We start from the raw sequence: 16323 nt of genomic DNA, 5'->3' as shown, positions 1-16323 counted from the left end.
GATCTTTTGCATTCTTACCTCCTACCTTTGTACGTAAACTAGTTTAGTTGTTCCATGCAAATTCGTGAAGCTGAATTTTTGATGAGTAATACGCGGGTTGATCAGTGCCCGGCGCCCACTCTCCCCGAATATGCGTTTATCGGGCGGTCTAACGTAGGCAAATCGTCGCTTATCAATATGCTGACCGAACGGCGGGGTTTGGCAAAAACATCTTCCCTGCCAGGCAAAACGCAGCTAATCAACCATTTCCTTATCAATAAACAATGGTATTTGGTTGATTTACCGGGCTATGGTTACGCAAAAACCAGTAAAGTAAATCGAGTGGCGTGGACCCGCATGATTAATTTTTATTTGCGGCAGCGGCTCAACTTAGCTTGCGTGTTCGTTTTAATTGACTCGCGCCATCCAGCGCAAACTGTTGACTTAGAATTTATGGAAATGCTCGGCACAGAAGGAATTCCTTTTGTGATGGTATTTACAAAAGCCGACAAACAATCGAATAGCCGTACGCAACTCCAAGTATCCGACTACATGAAAAAAATGTCAGAGAATTGGGATGAGGTGCCACAACATTTTATCACGTCAGCAGAAGAAAAAACGGGTCGTGAAGAACTGTTGGCTTTCATTGAGAATGTAAATCGGCAGCTGGCCGAAGCACAGCACAATGCATAAATTGGCCCTGAAATTGCCATGACCGCGGGCGCATTGTCGCCTGGTTTTCCAATCTATCTTCCTTGATTCCACCACTCATGAAAAAACTCACTTTTGCGCTAACGCTGAGTCTATTTGTTGGCTCTGCTTCAGTTTTTGCGCAAACTACTAAGCCCAAATCCGCTGCTCCCGCTCCGGAAACAGCACCTGCCGCCGCGGCTGCACCACAACATCAGGCTGGTGGCATCAATAAGTCTATTCCGGTTGCTGAGTACTACGAGGGTGGGCAGGATGCCATGTACGCCTTCATTGAGAAAGAAAAGAAATACCCCATCCTGGCCAAGCGTAACCGCATTCAAGGCACTTGCGTGGTAAGCTTCACGCTCACGACCAGTGGTACCCTAGAAGGCGTAAAGCTGGTAAAAGGCATTGGTGGCGGCTGCGGCGAAGAAGCCCTGCGAGTGGTTCGGTTGCTTCAGTTCAAGAAGCCTGACTACGCCATCCTAACCAGCTTGCCTATCGTGTTTAAATTGTCGGCGCCGGGTCAAGCCGCCGCTACTGAGTAACTTTGCCTTTTCCAACAACCGTACTGTACTTATGCCCTACGACCTCAAGGAGATTGCCGCCATTAGCGGAATGCCCGGTCTGTACCGCCTCGTGAAGCCTACCCGCGCCGGGGTTATTATTGAAAGCCTGGATGCGCGTGCCGCCCGTTCAGTGGCCTCCGCCCGCAACAAAGTATCGTTGCTTCAGGAAATTTCCATTTACACGCAGGATTACGACCAAACCGTGCCCCTGACAGAAGTTTTCGACCGGATTCATCAGAAATACGGCACTGCGCTAACGGTCAACAACAAATCCGACGACCGGGACCTTACGGCCTTCATGGGCGAAATCATTCCCGATTACGACCGGGACCGGGTGTATATGTCGGACATCAAGAAGTTGGTGCAGTGGTATCAGGCCGTGAGCAGCACTTTGGAGTACCAAGCGCCAGCCACTGAAACAGTAGAACCTACTACTGCTGAAGAGCCCGAAGCTGCGACCGTAGCCGCTGATACTGCTCCCGCCGAAGAGAGCCAGGTTAAGAAGCCGAAAGCCAAGAAAAAGACGGACGAGGCTACTTCAAACGAGTAGCCAATAGTTTCTTTCTTATTGCATCAAAAAAGCCCGCCAGATTGCTCCGGCGGGCTTTTTTGATGCAATCCATTATCTTCTAGCTGACTTGCTGCGTCTGTCGCTCTTGCGCCAAGAATGTTTCGGCTTGCTCTACAAGTTCTTTCGAGCCAATAAATAGGGGGCAACGGGCGTGCATGTCCTGGGGCCGGATTTCCATGGTACGCATCTGGCCGTTGCTGGATTTGCCGCCGGCTTGTTCTACTATGAAAGCCAGGGGGTTACACTCATACATAAGGCGCAGTTTCCCGTCGGGCGACTTACTTGTGGGCGGATAGATATAGATGCCGCCTTTAAGTAAGTTACGGTGGAAGTCAGCTACTAAGGAACCGATGTAGCGGGCCGAAAAGCCGTCTTGCTTGCACTGCTCAACGAAAGCCGCTACGCCTGGCGAGAAGGACGAGGAACTGCCTTCATTTACGGAGTACACCGTACCCGTTTTGGGGGTAATAATCTGGGGATGCGAGAGGAAAAATTCGCCCAATGAAGGCTCGTAGGTGAAGCCGTTTACGCCGTTGCCAGTGGTATATACCATCATGGTACTGGAGCCATAAATGACATAGCCCGCTGCTACTTGGTTGGTACCCGTTTGCAAGCAGTCCGCCATAGTACCTTCCGTACCGGTTGGCGACACACGACGATAGATGCTGAAGATGGTACCAATACTCACGTTTACGTCGATGTTGGAGGAGCCATCGAGTGGGTCAATGGCCACGATGTATTTGCCTTGTACATTGCCGGTCTGAATAACTTCTTCGTCTTCCTCGCTGATAACCGTACACACCTCGCCCCCATTGCGCAGCGCCCGAATGAAACGGATGTTGGCAATAACATCAAGCTTTTGCTGGTCTTCACCTTGCACGTTGCGGTTGCCATAGGCCCCGGCAATGTCAATGAGGCCAGAACGGTTGATTTCGCGGTTCACGATTTTGGCGGCCAAGGCAATATCACGAAGCAATTGAGAAAGTTCTCCGGTTGCGTAGGGAAAGTCCTCCTGCTTACGCATGATAAAGCGGTCCAGGGTGGTGCCAACGGGCAGCGCCAGCTTGTCGTGTTGGTTCATATAGGATGTAGGAAGATGTAAGGTCGGGGTGTGCTCAAAATTAAACCCTTTTTCGGGCTTGGGAAAGCGAAATTTCGCTAAAACGGCGACTTGCAGACCAAACTTGGGATGTACATCCGCATATCGAGCAACTCAACAAAGCGCCATTTCCTACATTTGGCGCCATGCAGCACTCCCAATCCCTTAAAATTTACAAGTTCGGTGGCGCTTCGGTGAAAGATGCCGCTGCCATCACCAACCTTCGCAGCATAGTCAGCCAACACGGAGCCAACGGGCCATTGTTGATCGTGGTGTCGGCAATGGGCAAGACCACCAATGCGCTAGAGGATATTTTCCAACTCGCCTACGCCGGCCGAGATTACGCTGCCCCGCTAACGCAGCTCACTGATTTTCACCGCTCAGTTGCGCAAGAACTGCTATCCGATTCCACCGGTGACATAACGCCCGCTGCCAGCACCGCCCCAAGTCTAGAACACCTACTAGAGCAGCTTGGCGACCGACTAGCGACCCTTACTGCCGGTGAATTCGATAAGCAGTACGACCAAGTGGTAAGTTTTGGGGAATTGCTAGCCACTCGAATTGTGGCCAGCGCGCTCGGGGCGCAGTGGCTGGACTGCCGCACTCTGCTGCGCACCGACCACGCGTGGCGGGAAGGCCGCGTAGACTGGCCTACTACGGAGCGCAACCTAACAACGGCAGTGCCTCCGCTACTAGCTCACGGGCCCGTCGTGACGCAGGGGTTTCTGGGGGCACGGCCAGCGGTCACACCACCACCCTTGGACGGGAAGGCTCTGATTATACCGCGGCTATCTTCGCTTATTGTCTCGGAGCTGAATCCGTAACTATTTGGAAAGACGTGGCCGGGCTGCTAAACGCCGACCCTAAGATTTTCGAGGTTACGGTGCGCTACCCGGAAATCAGCTATCAGGAAACCATTGAAATGGCGTACTACGGGGCTTCGGTTATTCACCCCAAAACCATCAAGCCATTAGCCGTGCGTCAGATTCCGCTCTACGTCAAGTCGTTTGTGGATTCTACGGCCGAGGGCACCAAGATTCATGACTGCCGCCATGGACTGCTGGTGCCGGCTTTCATTCGTAAAATCAACCAGTGTCTGATTTCTTTCGAGTCCAAGGACCTCACCTTTATTTCCGAGGAAAACCTGGAGGTGATTTTTGGGGCGCTGGCGCAGGTCCGGCTGAAAATCAACCTGATGCAGAACTCGGCCATCAGCTTTTCTGTCTGCACCGACTTTTCCGCCTACCGGCTCGACAAGCTACTGACTGCGTTGCGCGAGCAGTTCACGATTCACTACAACACCGACCTGGAACTGTACACCATCAAGAACTACGATGCGGCTAGTTTGCAGCGCCTTACCACTGGCCGAGAGCTGCTCTTGGAACAGCGCACCCGCCAGACCTTTCAGTTCGTGTGCCGCAGCAATGCATAGCTGAAGAGTAAAGAGGGTTGTGGTTGGGGCCAACTCTTTTGTTGAGTGCCGTATAGCAGGGAACTTGATGCAGATAGTTTGTGGTGGACAGCGGGGCATTCGTATCTAATGATTTGACCCTGCTCCTCACCGCTCACTTACACAATAGCTATCTGCTCTCTTGCCATCCTCACTCTCTCACCTCAACCATTTAAATTTTTAGAAACATGGCAGTTCTTGTAGGCAAGCGTGCTCCCTCTTTTAAAGCTCCCGCCGTTATCAACGGCGAGTTCGAGGAAGATTTCTCGCTCGACCGTTATTTGGGCAAAAAGCACGTCATCTTTTTCTTTTATTCGGCTGATTTCGCGTTTGTTTGCCCCACCGAAATTCTTGCCTTCCAAGAACATTTAACTGAATTCGAGGCGAGAGGAGTAGCCATTGTGGGCTGCTCTACTGACACGCGCTACACGCACTTAGCCTGGCTGCAAACCCCACGCGAAGAAGGAGGCATCATGGGTATTACGTATCCTCTGGTAGCCGATGCCAGCAAAACTATTTCGGCCAACTACGATGTACTCGGGGCCGCTATGACTACAACGAGTCCGGCGAGATGGTATTTGTCGGAATTCCGCTGGCGTACCGGGGCCTGTTTTTAATTGACCGAGACGGTATTGTCCGGCATCAGGTAGTGAATGATGGGCCGCTGGGCCGGAACGTAGAAGAAGCGCTGCGCATGGTGGACGCCCTGCAGCATTTCGAGACGAAAGGCGAGGTGTGCCCCGCGGGTTGGAAACCCGGCGAACAGGCCTTACCTCCTACCCGTGAAGGCCTAGCCAAGTTTCTGGGCAAACCTCATTAAGCGTTGATTCTTAGTTGGTTTCTGACGGTCAGCTACTAGCAATTGACCGTCAGAAACCGATTAGTGGTTGTTAGCTGTACTTTTGCGCGGCTTTCTGGTTGCTGAGCTTACGCAATGTCTTGCTGGCTGGAATCAGAAGCTTACACCTAGCAACTACAACTTCTTTTGCATTTCCTGTATATAGTTTCCTTACACCTGTATGCGCTGCTACTGCGGCTGGTCTCGCCCTTTGTGCCGAAGGCGGCGCGGTGGGTACAAGGGCAGCGCAATTTGCTGCCGCGCATTCAACAGGCTTTACAAGCCGAGACGGCTCCGCTGGCTTGGTTTCACTGCGCCTCACTCGGTGAATTTGAGCAGGGCCGGCCCTTGATGGAGGCGTACGCGCAGCAGTATCCGAGCCACAAAATAGTCCTGACTTTCTTCTCGGCTTCGGGCTACGAAGTGCGCAAAAACTGGCCGGGAGCGGCCTATGTGTTCTACCTCCCTCTAGACACGGCCGACAATGCCCGCTTGTTTATGGCGGCGGTGCGGCCCCGGTTAGCTGTTTTCGTGAAGTACGAATTTTGGCACTACTTCTTAACAGAACTCAAGCGACAGCACGTACCTACTATTTGCGTATCGGCCATTTTCTGGCCTAAGCAGATATATTTTCGGCCTTGGGGTAGTTTCCACCGGCAGATGCTGCGCAATTTCACTCATATCTTCACCCAGAACCAAGCTTCGGTGGAAATGCTGCGCACCATAGGAGTACCGCAGGCCGGCGTAGCCGGCGATACGCGTTTTGATACCGTGGTGCGCACGGCCGCCGCCCCACCGCGGGATTTGCCACTCCTAGATGCTTTCGTCAACGATTGGGTGCCGGTGTTCATCATCGGTAGCTCATGGCCCGAAGATTTGCCAGCGCTGACGCCGTTGCTCCGGCAATACCAGGAAAAGATGCGTTTCATTGTGGCACCCCACGAAATCAGCGAAACTAATCTGCGGTTGGTGGAGGAAGTGCTACCGGGCAGGGTAGTGCGTTACTCTCGCACTGACAAGGACACTGTTACCGCAGCTCGGGTACTGCTCATCGACAACGTAGGACTATTGAATCAGTTGTACCGGTTCGGCCACTACGCGTATATCGGTGGGGCTTTCGGCAAGGGATTACACAATACGCTGGAGGCGGCGGCATTTGGTTTGCCGCTGTTTTTTGGCCCTACGTACCACAAGTTTCAGGAGGCGCAGGACTTGGTGGCGCTCGGTTGCGCGTTTCCAGTTACTTCCGCCGAGGAGTTACTGAAAGCATTTGCCCCACTTTTTCACCGCGAAGCATTACGCCTTACCGTACAAGACCTGAGTTTGGATTACGTACACGACCACAGCGGCGCTACCAGCAAGATCATGCAGTGGCTTGCTGTGCAAGGAGTGACGGAGTAGCTGAACACGTCTGAGCGAACTGTTTGGGAACTATCCGTCTCGAACAACTTCCTCAGGCACCTCCATAGCAGGTTACTCTTCACTTAGTTATACCCTTACTCAGTTACTCTAGTATGACCGGAACCATTGTTAAATCTACTGGCTCGTGGTACGTGGTGCGCGAGATTGGCTCGGGGCAGTTGCACCGGTGCCGGCTGCGGGGCAAGTTTAAGATGAAAGGCTTGAAGGTGAGCAATCCGCTGGCCGTAGGCGACCAAGTGGAATTTACGGTGGAAGAACAAACGGAAGGCGCGGGTGTGATTCACCACATCGAACCGCGCCGCAACTACATTATCCGCCGCTCGGTGCACAAAACCGAGCACGCGCACATTGTAGCCGCCAACCTCGACTTGGCGATGCTAGTAGTGACGCTGGCCTCTCCTGCTACGTCGTTTGGCTTTATCGACCGGTTCCTGGTGACGGCCGAGGCATACAGCATCCCGGTAACGCTGATTTTCAATAAAACCGACCTCTACGACGACGACCTGAACGACTATCAAGGGCAAATTCAGGAGATGTATCAGCGGATAGGCTACCCTGGACTTCGTTGCTCGGCCCATACGGGTGAGGGAATAGCGGCTATCGATGAACTGCTGGAAGGCCGTACTACCCTGCTTTCTGGCCACTCGGGAGTCGGTAAAAGCACGCTCATCAATACCCTGGTGCCTGACCTCGACATCAAAACCGCTGAAATCAGCGAGTTTTCCGACAAGGGTGTGCATACCACCACATTTGCCGAGATGCTGGAAGTGCGACCCGGCACCTTCATTATTGATACGCCTGGCATCAAGGAGCTAGGCTTAGTTGATGTGAAAGCAGGCGAACTAGCGCACTTTTTCCCCGAGATGCGCGCCTTGCTCAATCAATGCCGCTACCACAATTGCCAGCACACCCACGAACCAGGTTGCGCCGTGCGCGAAGCCGTAGACAAAGGCAAGATAGCCCTCCCCCGCTACGACAGCTACGTGAGCATGCTCGAAGCTGATGATAACCGCCGGTGAGGTTGTGAAGTAATGAGTTTGACACGCTGTGTGCACAGACCAGTGCACACTTTGCATAACTAGGAAAAGCGGAGCGTCAAACGCACACCATCTCAATATCACAACCTCAATTCATGAAAATTGCATTTCTAGGCCTTGGCAATATGGGTGAAGCTATGGCCACTAACCTGCTGAACGCCGGCCATGAGCTTACCGTCTACAACCGAACGGCCAGCAAAGCGGCACCCCTCGAAAAACTCGGCGCCACGGTGGCGGCTACTCCTGCGCAAGCAGTACAAGATGCCGCTATTGCCTTCTCGATGGTAACCGACGATGCAGCCTTGCAAGCCTTGTGCACCGGCCCCTATGGGTTCTTACCAGCGCTTGCCCAAGGGGCTATTCATGCGTCGTGCAGCACCGTTGCTCCTGATACCAACCGCCGGCTGGCGGAAGAGCATGCCCGGCATGGGTCGCATTTAGTGGCGACGCCGGTGTTTGGCAAACCCGAAGCAGCGGCGGCCGCCAAACTCTGGCTGGTTATGGCGGGCGACGAGGGCGCCAAGCAAACCTTGAGGCCCGTGCTTGAGGTGTTAGGCCAAGGCAGTGCTCAAGATTTTGGTCCCGATCCTGGGGCCGCCAACGTTATCAAGCTATGCGGCAACTTTATGCTTGGCGCCGCCATTCAAGCCATGGCCGAGGCCTTCACGCTAGCCCAAAAAAGCGGCCTCGAACGGCAGCAGGTTTACGAGTTCTTTACGACTACCCTCTTCAACCTGCCCGTCTATAAAAGTTACGGCAAGTTGGTGGCCGAACGACACTACCAGCCCGTAGGCGCTGCGCCCGCTATCATTCGTAAAGACCTGCGCTTAGTGCTCGATGAGGCCCGCACGCACGTAGTGCCAATGCCCTTCGCCAACATCATCTTCGATCAGCTTTCAGCAACTGTGGCGAAAAAGGAAGACGTAGACTGGGCAGGCTTCGCGGAGCGAGTAGCAGAAAATGCCGGCCTGTAGACATTAAGACCAGACATAGCACTTCTAGCTTAAAACAAAGAGCCCGGCTGCTAGTAGCAACCGGGCTCTCTTGTATTTAAACGCAAAACAAGCTATTCCTCTTTCGGCAACACCACACCGTCGATGATGTGTGTAACGCCATTGCTGGATATGACGTCGGGGGTTTGCACGGCGGCGGGGCATCGGTGCCGTTGCTTACCATTACTTTGCCATCCTTCACGCTAATGGTCAGTTTCTGCCCGTTTACAGTTGTAAGTTGCTGACCGTCTCTAAGATCTTGCGCCAACAAGCGGCCCGCAATAACGTGATAAGTGAGCACGCCTTTCAGCTTCTCTTTGCTTTCTGGCTTGAGCAAGCCATCAAGGGCGCCTTTGGGCAGCTTGTCGAAGGCAGCGTTGTTGGGTGCAAAGACCGTAAACGGCCCTGCACCGCTCAGCGTACCATCGAGGCCAGCGGCTTGCACAGCCTTCACTAGGGTAGTTACGCTGCTGGCTTGCACGGCATTCTGCACGATGGTTTTGTCTGGGGTCATGGGCACGCCGTCCACCACTACGCCTCCGGGCTTAGCCATGCGCGCCGAATCCGACATCAAAGCCGCCGAATCAACGGTGGTGGCGGTATCGGGCGTGGTAGAAGTGGCAGTTTCCGCAGTTTTGTTGTCGCCACAGCTGCTGAGGCCAAACGTAAGCAGGCTCGCCGACAGCAACCCCAAAGAAGCAGTGCGCAGAGAATTCGTCATAAAGTACAGAACAAAAGTTAGTTGGATGGACACATGCGTGCTTGCAACCTTGCAAGGCACAAATATGCTACGAAACTCCCCGAGTAACCGGATGTTTCACCGATTTCAAAATGGCTACCTTTGCGTCAGGCCGACATTTGTCGGCTGACACTTACTACGCTTAAGTGTTCGTTCTATCTGTCCGTTTCCCACAATTATGAAAACTGCCGAAATCCACACCAACCGTGGTGTGATGAAAGTGGAGTTCTACGAGCAAGACGCTCCTAACACCGTAAAAAACTTCACCGACTTGGCTAAGAAAGGCTTCTACGATGGCCTGAAGTTTCACCGTGTTATTCCCAACTTCGTGATTCAGGGCGGCTGTCCTAACTCGCGCGAAGGATCTAAAGGCATGGCTGGCACCGGTGGCCCCGGTTACAAAATCGACTGCGAGCTAACCGGCGACCACCAGTACCACGAGCGCGGCGCATTGAGCATGGCGCACGCTGGCCGTAACACGGGTGGCAGCCAGTTCTTCATCGTCCACGACCGCCAGAATACGGCTCACCTCGACCGCAACCACACCGTATTCGGTAAAGTGGTGGAAGGCTTGGAAGTGATTGACGCTATCCGCCCAAACGACGACATTCAGAAAATCGTGGTAAGCGAAGAGTAGTAGCTCACTTGCTCTACCTCATTTAAACCGTCTGACACCCTAGGTGCCGGACGGTTTTCTTTTTCTGTTAGTTGGATAAGAGTCGTAACTGCGAGAAACGCGTTTGAAAGCCGCTAGGGATGCAGCTGAAGCTGATAAATCCTGTGACTCTAGTTACTCAACTACACCTCAACAAAACAGCCGCTCCAAACTGAAGCGGCTGTTTTATTAGCAGTTACTCTGGTCTACCGTCTCCGGCCGCGCTGTGGGCGCTCGTCTTCGTCCTCATCGTCGTCATCCTCGCCGAAGCTCGGCATGGTGAACATCGAGGAAAGCAGGTCCTTGAACTGCGCACCGGCGGTTAGGCGGTTGCGAGAAATCAAGCTGTACTCAGCTAAGCCGTGGAGCAGGAACTCCATCAGGAAATAGGTGGCGTCCTTGTCTCCATTGGGGTGCAACTCCTTCACAATGTCGCGCAAACCGGGCACTTGGTCGAGGGCGGCGCGGTAGTCCTTGTCCGAGGCATCGTGCAAAACATCAACAGTGTTGCCACTACCAAACCACTCCTGCACCGTTTTGTAAGGGCTGATGCGGTTCTTCAGCTTCTTGGCTTTGTCGGGGTCAGGGAAGTAGTTCAGGAACAACGTACGGATGGCTTTGCCCATTAGCTTTTCAGCCACGATGCCAGCTCCCTCCTGCTCGCCTTCATATACCAGTTCGACCTTACCGGTTACAGCAGGCACAGCCGAAATAAAGTCACCTACACGTACGTACGTTTTTTTCTCGCCATTGATAAGGGCACGCCGCTCAGCGCCGGCCACCACTTGCTCGTAGGCTGAGATGGTAAGACGGGCTGATACACCACTCTTGGCGTCTACAAACTCGGAGGCACGCGCTTCAACGGCCACTTGCTCCACCAAGTCGTGCACAATTTCATTGGTGGTTACCAAACCGCGCTGCTCTTGCTTGATGCGAGCCTCTTGCTTGGTAATGCGCTTTCCGATTTCGATAGATTTCGGATAGTGCGTGATGATCTGAGCGTCGATACGGTCCTTGAGCGGCGTCACGATGGAACCACGGTTGGTGTAGTCCTCGGGGTTGGCCGTGAATACGAACTGCAAATCCAGCGGTAGCCGCACCTTGAAACCGCGAATTTGAATGTCGCCTTCCTGCAAAATATTGAAGAGCGACACCTGGATGCGGGGTTGCAAATCGGGCAGTTCGTTGATCACGAAAATGCCACGGTGTGCCCGCGGAATCAGGCCGAAGTGAATTACCCGCTCGTCGCTGTAAGGCAACTTAAGCGTAGCCGCTTTGATAGGGTCGGCGTCGCCGATAAGGTCGGCCACGGATACGTCGGGAGTGGCAAGCTTCTCAGTGTAGCGCTCGTCGCGGTGCATCCAGCTCACGGGCGCGTTGTCGCCATGCTCGGCTATCAAGTTTTTCGCAAACACCGATAACGGCTGCAACGGGTCGTCGTTGAGCTCTGAGCCTTCCACGACCGGGATATACTCGTCGAGCAAACCTACCAGCAAACGAGCAATGCGGGTTTTGGCCTGCCCACGCAAGCCGAGTAGGTTGATGTGGTGACCGGCCAGAATGGCGCGTTGTAGGTCGGGAATAACGGTTTCCTCGTAGCCATAGATGCCCGGAAACACTTCAGTCTTACTTTGCAGCTTGGCAATCAGATTGTCGCGCAGTTCTTGTTTAACGGAGCGCGGCTGATACCCGCTGGCCCGGAGCTGGCCCAGCGTACGAATAGATTCTTGTTTCATCGGGAGTTGTGACGGGGGTGTATAGGCCCCAAATTGTTTAACCGCTAAGATGCGGCAGAGGTTCAGGCGAAATGTAACTAGTAAAGCCGCCGCCATTAGCCAAGTGACCTCACATCATTATGTGATACCTATTTAGCAGTAGGTTATGTAGTCTTGTAATAACTGAAAAGTCAAAAGCAAGATGAGAAAAATTATACGAGTAGTTGGGGTTTGCGTGGCAGCAATAGTCGTGCTTGCAGCTGCATTGGCACTGTTCATAAACGTGCGAGGTGTCCCTACATACGCTGTTCCGAAAGTACCGGCTCAGGAAATAACGGCAACGCCAGCGCGCTTGGCACAAGGCGAAAAGCTAGCGGTATCTATGTGCGCCGATTGCCACCTCGACAAAACCAGCCGAAGCCTAACCGGAGGTCCTATGGCTGATTTACCGCCAGAGTTTGGTAAGCTATACGCCTCCAACATCACGCATGACCCCACCCACGGTATCGGCCGCTGGACTGATGCCGAGCTTATTGCTTTGTTACGCACCGGTATCGGGCGCGACGGACGCTACCGCTTAGTGATGCCCAAATTTGTGCATATGTCGGATGAGGACATCAACAGCTTGGTGGTGTTTTTGCGCTCGAATCATGATTGGGTGCAGCCCAAAGCCGTTGCCTCACGCCCGCAAGAACCGTCGTTTCTATCCAAAGCGCTAACGCATACAGTGATGAAGCCCGCTCCCTTACCTGCAAAGGCCATCGTGGAACCCGCGGCTACCAGCCCTGTGGCGCTAGGCCGATATTTGGTTACAGCGCGTTACCTCTGCTACGATTGTCATTCTCAAAGCTTTCAAACCAACAACTTATTGGAGCCTGAAAAATCGGAAGGCTACCTCGGCGGTGGCAACGAGTTCATTACCACTAACGGCAGTACCATCACGTCGCGCAACCTAACCATGGATCTTGAAACTGGCCTTGGCGACTGGACAGAAGAAGAATTTACCCGCGCTGTGAAATACGGAATTTCCTCCCGCCACCCGGTGCGGGCACCTATGCCTCGTTTCACACTAATGAGCGACGAAGAGGCGCACGCTATTTTTGCTTATCTGCAAACCGTACCGCAAATCAAGCGCCCTAATCGGGAAACCGATGGCGCGGTTGCAGCTAAATGAATACAAAAGTAAGAGGCTCGTTTTCCTCCTCGATTAAAGAAGAAAAGCGAGCCTCTTATCCTGTCACTCCAATGTGTTAGAGCGTCTTGCGGCGGTTGCGCTTGTAGTCTTCAAAGATCATGTGGCCTAAGCCTTTCAGTGAAGAATAGTAGGCTTTGCCTTGATTGACCTCCGTAAACTCATTCACGAATTGCTTCAGATAAGGGTCGGAGGCAATCATGAACGTAGTGATGGGCACCTTGAGGCGACGGGCAGCAGCAGCCAGGTTCAGGGTTTTGTTGACCACTTTGCGGTCCAACCCAAAGCTGTTTTTGTAGTACCCACCGGCGGGCTCCTTCAAGCAGGTTGGCTTACCGTCGGTGATCATAAAGATCTGCTTGTTTGGCGTTTTGCGCTTACGCAACAGATCCAATGCCAGTTCCAAGCCGGCTACAGTGTTGGTGTGGTATGGTCCAACTTGCAGGTATGGCAGGTCTTTCACTTCAATCTGCCAAGCATCGTTGCCGAATACCAGCACGTCGAGCGTGTCTTTGGGGTACTTCTGCTTTACTAGCTCGGCCAGGGCCATGGCCACTTTCTTGGCCGGCGTGATGCGGTCCTCGCCGTACAAAATCATGGAGTGCGAAATGTCGATCATGAGCACGGTGCTGGTTTGGCTCTTGTGCTCGTTTTCACGCACTTCCAAGTCGCCTTCCGAAAGCATGAACTCATCAGACAAGCCATGATTGAGTTGAGCGTTGCGGATCGACTCGGTCATGGAAATTTGGTCCAGCGAGTCGCCAAACCGGAATTCGCGCATGTCGGTGCTTTGCTCGTCGCCTTGGCCGGTGTGCGGGGTACGGTGGTTGCCTTGCCCCGATTTTTTTAGCTTGCCAAAGATTTCTTCGAGCGAGCTTTTGCGAATTTGCTGCTCACTTTTGGCCGTGATGTTGAAGGCACCCTCCTTCTGAGGATCTTCATCGATGTAGCCTTTTTTCTTGAGATCTTCGATGAAGTCGCCCATCCCGTAGTCATCGTCGGTGAGGCCGTACTGCTTGTCTAGCTCATTGAGCCAAGAAAGCGTTTCGGCTACATCACCCGACGTGATGGTGATGAGTTGCATAAATATCTTAAACAAAGAGTCGAAGCCTTTCTCGGACGACTCTTCGGGCACAAAATCTAGGAAACGGAAGCCTGCGGACATAGGAAAAGGGTTGAGTTGTCAGAACAACGGGCAGGGAAAGTTAGTTTTTGGATTGTCGTGGTTTATGCGTCGAGTTACACTATGTAGCCACAGCCCTATATGGCCTTCTGCCTCTTAGAAGACGCATATGGCCTAGACGACAACGTTTGAAAGCGAAGATTCAACAATAAAATTTACATCTATGAAAGCAATTTGGAACAATACCGTCGTGGCCGAAAGCAATGACACCGTAGTGGTTGAAAACAACCATTATTTCCCGGCCGATTCTATCAAGAAAGAATTTTTCGAGGACAGCATCGCGCACACCAGTTGTCCTTGGAAAGGACGGGCCAGCTATTACTCCCTTCGCGTGAATGGCGAGCTAAACAAAGATGCGGCGTGGTTCTACCCCGAGCCCAAAGAAGCTGCCCAGCAGATCCAGGGGCGCGTGGCGTTTTGGAAAGGTGTACAGGTAACGGCCTAGCACCCATAATAATACAGCCATAGTTGCAACTTCCTGCTGAACGAAGCAGTAAATGCAGTAGAACACCGGCACAAAAGTAGCTGGCGTTCTACTGCATTTTTTATGAAAGCGCCTGTTGTTTCACTGCTTCTGGTTTCACTGATGGCCTGCGATGCTCCCCGAGCTACCGAGGCGTCGGACCCGGCTACTTTGCGCGCAACGGCCACCCCTATTGCTACAGCTACTCCAGTCAGCTTTCGGAAGGAACTGCGCGAAGGCGCCCACCGATTTGTGCTGCAAACTACAGGCGAAGGCACGCAGCGCCAAATGGAGTTACGAGTTGAAAAAAACGGTCGGGAGCTAGTTACCAACACGCAGACAGTAGAAGGCACCGTTGAGGATGCTGTTGTTACGAACCTCAACAACGACGACTCTCCGGAACTATTAGTGTTTATCGCCGACGCAGGCAGTGGCTCCTACGGGCAGCTTCTCGGCTATGAATTCAACGATCAGGGCCGCCGTGCCCTTTCATTACCCGAACTCAGCGGCGCTGCCGCTAAAGGCTACCAAGGCCACGATACCTTCAAGGTCGAAGGCCAAGAGGTGGTCCGTACTTTTCCGATATTCCTTGACGCCGATCCTAACTGCTGCCCGAGTGGTGGACAACGCTCTGTGTTGTACAAGCTGCCAACTGGCAGCACCGTATTTCAGCAGGTCAACTATAGGAATCAAACGCGTTGAGGCTAGATTGCAATAAACCCAGATTATTAATAACGAATCTTTGTCTGTACATCATACAGGAGATTATTCAACCACGTATTTCGCTTGTTTTAGCCGCGTGTTTGCACGGTAAGAATTTGTATTTCAGATAGAATATAATACCTTGCGCCGATATTTTGATGCGCCGAACCAGATAGTGCAGAGGAGAAAAGACCGGCTGATTACTTCTTCATTCTTTCCTGCTGCCCTCCTACCCACCAAGGGTTTTATCTCTACAACAGACTTACTCCCACGTCCACTCTTCCCTAACCATATTATCATGAAAGCACGTGTTCTAGTGTTACTTAGCGCCTCGGTTGTGGCAGCCACTGCCTGCGACTCTTCACGAGGCATTGTTGAAGACACTTCAACTCAAATGTCGACGGTGGAAAGCACAGTGGCTACCGAGCCAGTTAGCTTTTCCAGGGACCTGACGCAAGGTAATGCACGTTTTGAGATTCGCACCACCGGTTCTGAAGCTCAGCGGCAACTTACCATCCGCTCTTACCGCGGCGCCGCCCTCACCACTGAGCCTGTGCGCCTCGACATCAACGGTGCTGTACGGGAAGCGGTGACAGGTGACTTGAACGGCAACGGCAAACCGGAAATCTACATCTTCACCGATGCTTCCACGGCCAATGGCGGTTTCTACGGCTACGAATTTTCAGATCGAGCGTATACCCCCATCATTGGCCCTGGCTTGATTACGGGCCCTGCTGCTGTAGGCTACGCGGGAAAAGACACGTACATGCTGAGCAACAACATGCTGAGCCGCACGTTCCCCGTAACGGATGGCACTGCTTCGGCTGCGTCGACAGATGGTGCGGCTGCTACTACCACCACAACTCCTGGTTCGCGCACTATTACCTACAAGCTGGACCCCAGCGGCAAATGGGTAATGGGCCAAGTGATGGATGGCCAACCGTAAAGGTTATTGACCCAAGCACAAAAATCCCCCGTAACGCAGCGTTACGGGGGATTTTTTGTGCCTGGGTCAATAATACTAAGC

Annotated in this window: 16 protein-coding genes and 2 pseudogenes; 14 read left to right on the top strand and 4 right to left on the bottom strand. The window is 53.0% G+C overall.

What is annotated here, in order from left to right:
* Nucleotides 1-54 precede the first annotated feature (54 nt).
* The 3 genes from yihA to MUN86_RS09935 all read left to right on the top strand — a co-directional run bounded on the left by yihA (nt 55) and on the right by MUN86_RS09935 (nt 1788).
* A complete protein-coding gene (gene yihA / locus MUN86_RS09945) occupies nt 55-672 on the top strand; it encodes a ribosome biogenesis GTP-binding protein YihA/YsxC (RefSeq protein ID WP_245124807.1) in 618 nt (205 codons plus the stop codon).
* Nucleotides 673-749: 77 nt separating this feature from the next.
* Nucleotides 750-1217: an energy transducer TonB gene (locus MUN86_RS09940; RefSeq protein ID WP_245124803.1), complete on the top strand. Its 468-nt coding sequence runs from the start codon at nt 750-752 to the stop codon at nt 1215-1217.
* Between the two features lie 31 nt (nt 1218-1248).
* Nucleotides 1249-1788, top strand: coding sequence for a DUF5606 family protein (locus MUN86_RS09935; protein WP_245124801.1), 540 nt, complete (start codon nt 1249-1251; stop codon nt 1786-1788).
* 79 nt (nt 1789-1867) lie between these two features.
* Here MUN86_RS09935 and fbp read toward each other — a convergent pair whose 3' ends face one another.
* Nucleotides 1868-2890, bottom strand: a complete 1023-nt coding sequence (fbp, locus tag MUN86_RS09930; protein ID WP_245124798.1) for a class 1 fructose-bisphosphatase — start codon at nt 2888-2890, stop codon at nt 1868-1870.
* Between the two features lie 164 nt (nt 2891-3054).
* Between fbp and MUN86_RS31720 the strand changes: the two are divergent.
* The 6 genes and pseudogenes from MUN86_RS31720 to MUN86_RS09905 form a co-directional block, all read left to right on the top strand.
* A pseudogene (locus MUN86_RS31720) lies at nt 3055-3567 on the top strand (amino acid kinase family protein); the annotation flags it as partial.
* Entirely contained in the window at nt 3495-4340 is an 846-nt protein-coding gene (locus tag MUN86_RS09925) for an amino acid kinase family protein (protein ID WP_311181877.1), read from the top strand. The pseudogene MUN86_RS31720 and the gene MUN86_RS09925, both read left to right, overlap by 73 nt.
* Before the next feature lie 206 nt (nt 4341-4546).
* A pseudogene (locus MUN86_RS09920) lies at nt 4547-5178 on the top strand (peroxiredoxin).
* 165 nt (nt 5179-5343) lie between these two features.
* Nucleotides 5344-6597 carry a 3-deoxy-D-manno-octulosonic acid transferase gene (locus tag MUN86_RS09915; protein ID WP_245124795.1) on the top strand — a complete coding sequence of 418 codons (1254 nt, stop codon included), beginning with the start codon at nt 5344-5346 and terminating at the stop codon, nt 6595-6597.
* A gap of 113 nt (nt 6598-6710) precedes the next feature.
* Nucleotides 6711-7637 (top strand): ribosome small subunit-dependent GTPase A, encoded by a 927-nt coding sequence (gene rsgA / locus MUN86_RS09910; protein WP_245124793.1) that lies wholly within the window; start codon nt 6711-6713, stop codon nt 7635-7637.
* Nucleotides 7638-7750: 113 nt separating this feature from the next.
* A complete protein-coding gene (locus MUN86_RS09905; protein ID WP_245124790.1) occupies nt 7751-8629 on the top strand; it encodes an NAD(P)-dependent oxidoreductase in 879 nt (292 codons plus the stop codon).
* 76 nt (nt 8630-8705) lie between these two features.
* On the opposite strand, the gene MUN86_RS09900 is transcribed toward MUN86_RS09905, so the two are convergent.
* Nucleotides 8706-9368, bottom strand: coding sequence for a fasciclin domain-containing protein (locus MUN86_RS09900; protein WP_245124787.1), 663 nt, complete (start codon nt 9366-9368; stop codon nt 8706-8708).
* Between the two features lie 196 nt (nt 9369-9564).
* Between MUN86_RS09900 and MUN86_RS09895 the strand changes: the two genes are divergently transcribed.
* Nucleotides 9565-10023, top strand: coding sequence for a peptidylprolyl isomerase (locus tag MUN86_RS09895; RefSeq protein ID WP_245124784.1), 459 nt, complete (start codon nt 9565-9567; stop codon nt 10021-10023).
* A gap of 224 nt (nt 10024-10247) precedes the next feature.
* Here the strand turns inward: MUN86_RS09895 and MUN86_RS09890 are convergent, their stop codons facing one another.
* Nucleotides 10248-11777, bottom strand: coding sequence for a sigma 54-interacting transcriptional regulator (locus MUN86_RS09890; protein WP_245124782.1), 1530 nt, complete (start codon nt 11775-11777; stop codon nt 10248-10250).
* 244 nt (nt 11778-12021) lie between these two features.
* Here MUN86_RS09890 and MUN86_RS09885 point away from each other — a divergent pair, with 244 nt between their 5' ends.
* On the top strand, nt 12022-12930 hold the full coding sequence (locus tag MUN86_RS09885) for a c-type cytochrome (RefSeq protein ID WP_245124779.1): 909 nt from the start codon (nt 12022-12024) through the stop codon (nt 12928-12930).
* A gap of 76 nt (nt 12931-13006) precedes the next feature.
* Here MUN86_RS09885 and MUN86_RS09880 read toward each other — a convergent pair whose 3' ends face one another.
* Complete coding sequence (locus tag MUN86_RS09880; RefSeq protein ID WP_245124777.1) at nt 13007-14113, bottom strand: vWA domain-containing protein; 1107 nt, start codon at nt 14111-14113, stop codon at nt 13007-13009.
* Between the two features lie 181 nt (nt 14114-14294).
* Here MUN86_RS09880 and MUN86_RS09875 point away from each other — a divergent pair, with 181 nt between their 5' ends.
* The 3 genes from MUN86_RS09875 to MUN86_RS09865 all read left to right on the top strand — a co-directional run bounded on the left by MUN86_RS09875 (nt 14295) and on the right by MUN86_RS09865 (nt 16242).
* Nucleotides 14295-14576, top strand: a complete 282-nt coding sequence (locus tag MUN86_RS09875; RefSeq protein ID WP_245124774.1) for a DUF427 domain-containing protein — start codon at nt 14295-14297, stop codon at nt 14574-14576.
* Nucleotides 14577-14678: 102 nt separating this feature from the next.
* Nucleotides 14679-15296: a PliI family lysozyme inhibitor of I-type lysozyme gene (locus tag MUN86_RS09870; RefSeq protein WP_245124771.1), complete on the top strand. Its 618-nt coding sequence runs from the start codon at nt 14679-14681 to the stop codon at nt 15294-15296.
* A 298-nt stretch (nt 15297-15594) separates the two neighbouring features.
* On the top strand, nt 15595-16242 hold the full coding sequence (locus MUN86_RS09865) for a hypothetical protein (protein ID WP_245124769.1): 648 nt from the start codon (nt 15595-15597) through the stop codon (nt 16240-16242).
* Nucleotides 16243-16323 lie beyond the last annotated feature (81 nt).

Source organism: Hymenobacter volaticus (assembly GCF_022921055.1).
GTDB classification, from domain to species: Bacteria; Bacteroidota; Bacteroidia; order Cytophagales; family Hymenobacteraceae; genus Hymenobacter; species Hymenobacter volaticus.
Note: the sequence above shows the minus strand (reverse complement) of the source record. Positions and strands in the feature narration are given on the sequence as shown.

Excerpts from the sequence above, each read along its gene's own strand:
- yihA (WP_245124807.1), top strand. The coding sequence starts at position 55 with ATGCAAATTCGTGAAGCTGAATTTTTGATGAGTAATACGCGGGTTGAT.
- MUN86_RS09940 (WP_245124803.1), top strand. The coding sequence starts at position 750 with ATGAAAAAACTCACTTTTGCGCTAACGCTGAGTCTATTTGTTGGCTCT.
- MUN86_RS09935 (WP_245124801.1), top strand. The coding sequence starts at position 1,249 with ATGCCCTACGACCTCAAGGAGATTGCCGCCATTAGCGGAATGCCCGGT.
- fbp (WP_245124798.1), bottom strand. The coding sequence starts at position 2,890 with ATGAACCAACACGACAAGCTGGCGCTGCCCGTTGGCACCACCCTGGAC.
- rsgA (WP_245124793.1), top strand. The coding sequence starts at position 6,711 with ATGACCGGAACCATTGTTAAATCTACTGGCTCGTGGTACGTGGTGCGC.
- MUN86_RS09905 (WP_245124790.1), top strand. The coding sequence starts at position 7,751 with ATGAAAATTGCATTTCTAGGCCTTGGCAATATGGGTGAAGCTATGGCC.
- MUN86_RS09900 (WP_245124787.1), bottom strand. The coding sequence starts at position 9,368 with ATGACGAATTCTCTGCGCACTGCTTCTTTGGGGTTGCTGTCGGCGAGC.
- MUN86_RS09895 (WP_245124784.1), top strand. The coding sequence starts at position 9,565 with ATGAAAACTGCCGAAATCCACACCAACCGTGGTGTGATGAAAGTGGAG.
- MUN86_RS09890 (WP_245124782.1), bottom strand. The coding sequence starts at position 11,777 with ATGAAACAAGAATCTATTCGTACGCTGGGCCAGCTCCGGGCCAGCGGG.
- MUN86_RS09880 (WP_245124777.1), bottom strand. The coding sequence starts at position 14,113 with ATGTCCGCAGGCTTCCGTTTCCTAGATTTTGTGCCCGAAGAGTCGTCC.
- MUN86_RS09875 (WP_245124774.1), top strand. The coding sequence starts at position 14,295 with ATGAAAGCAATTTGGAACAATACCGTCGTGGCCGAAAGCAATGACACC.
- MUN86_RS09870 (WP_245124771.1), top strand. The coding sequence starts at position 14,679 with ATGAAAGCGCCTGTTGTTTCACTGCTTCTGGTTTCACTGATGGCCTGC.
- MUN86_RS09865 (WP_245124769.1), top strand. The coding sequence starts at position 15,595 with ATGAAAGCACGTGTTCTAGTGTTACTTAGCGCCTCGGTTGTGGCAGCC.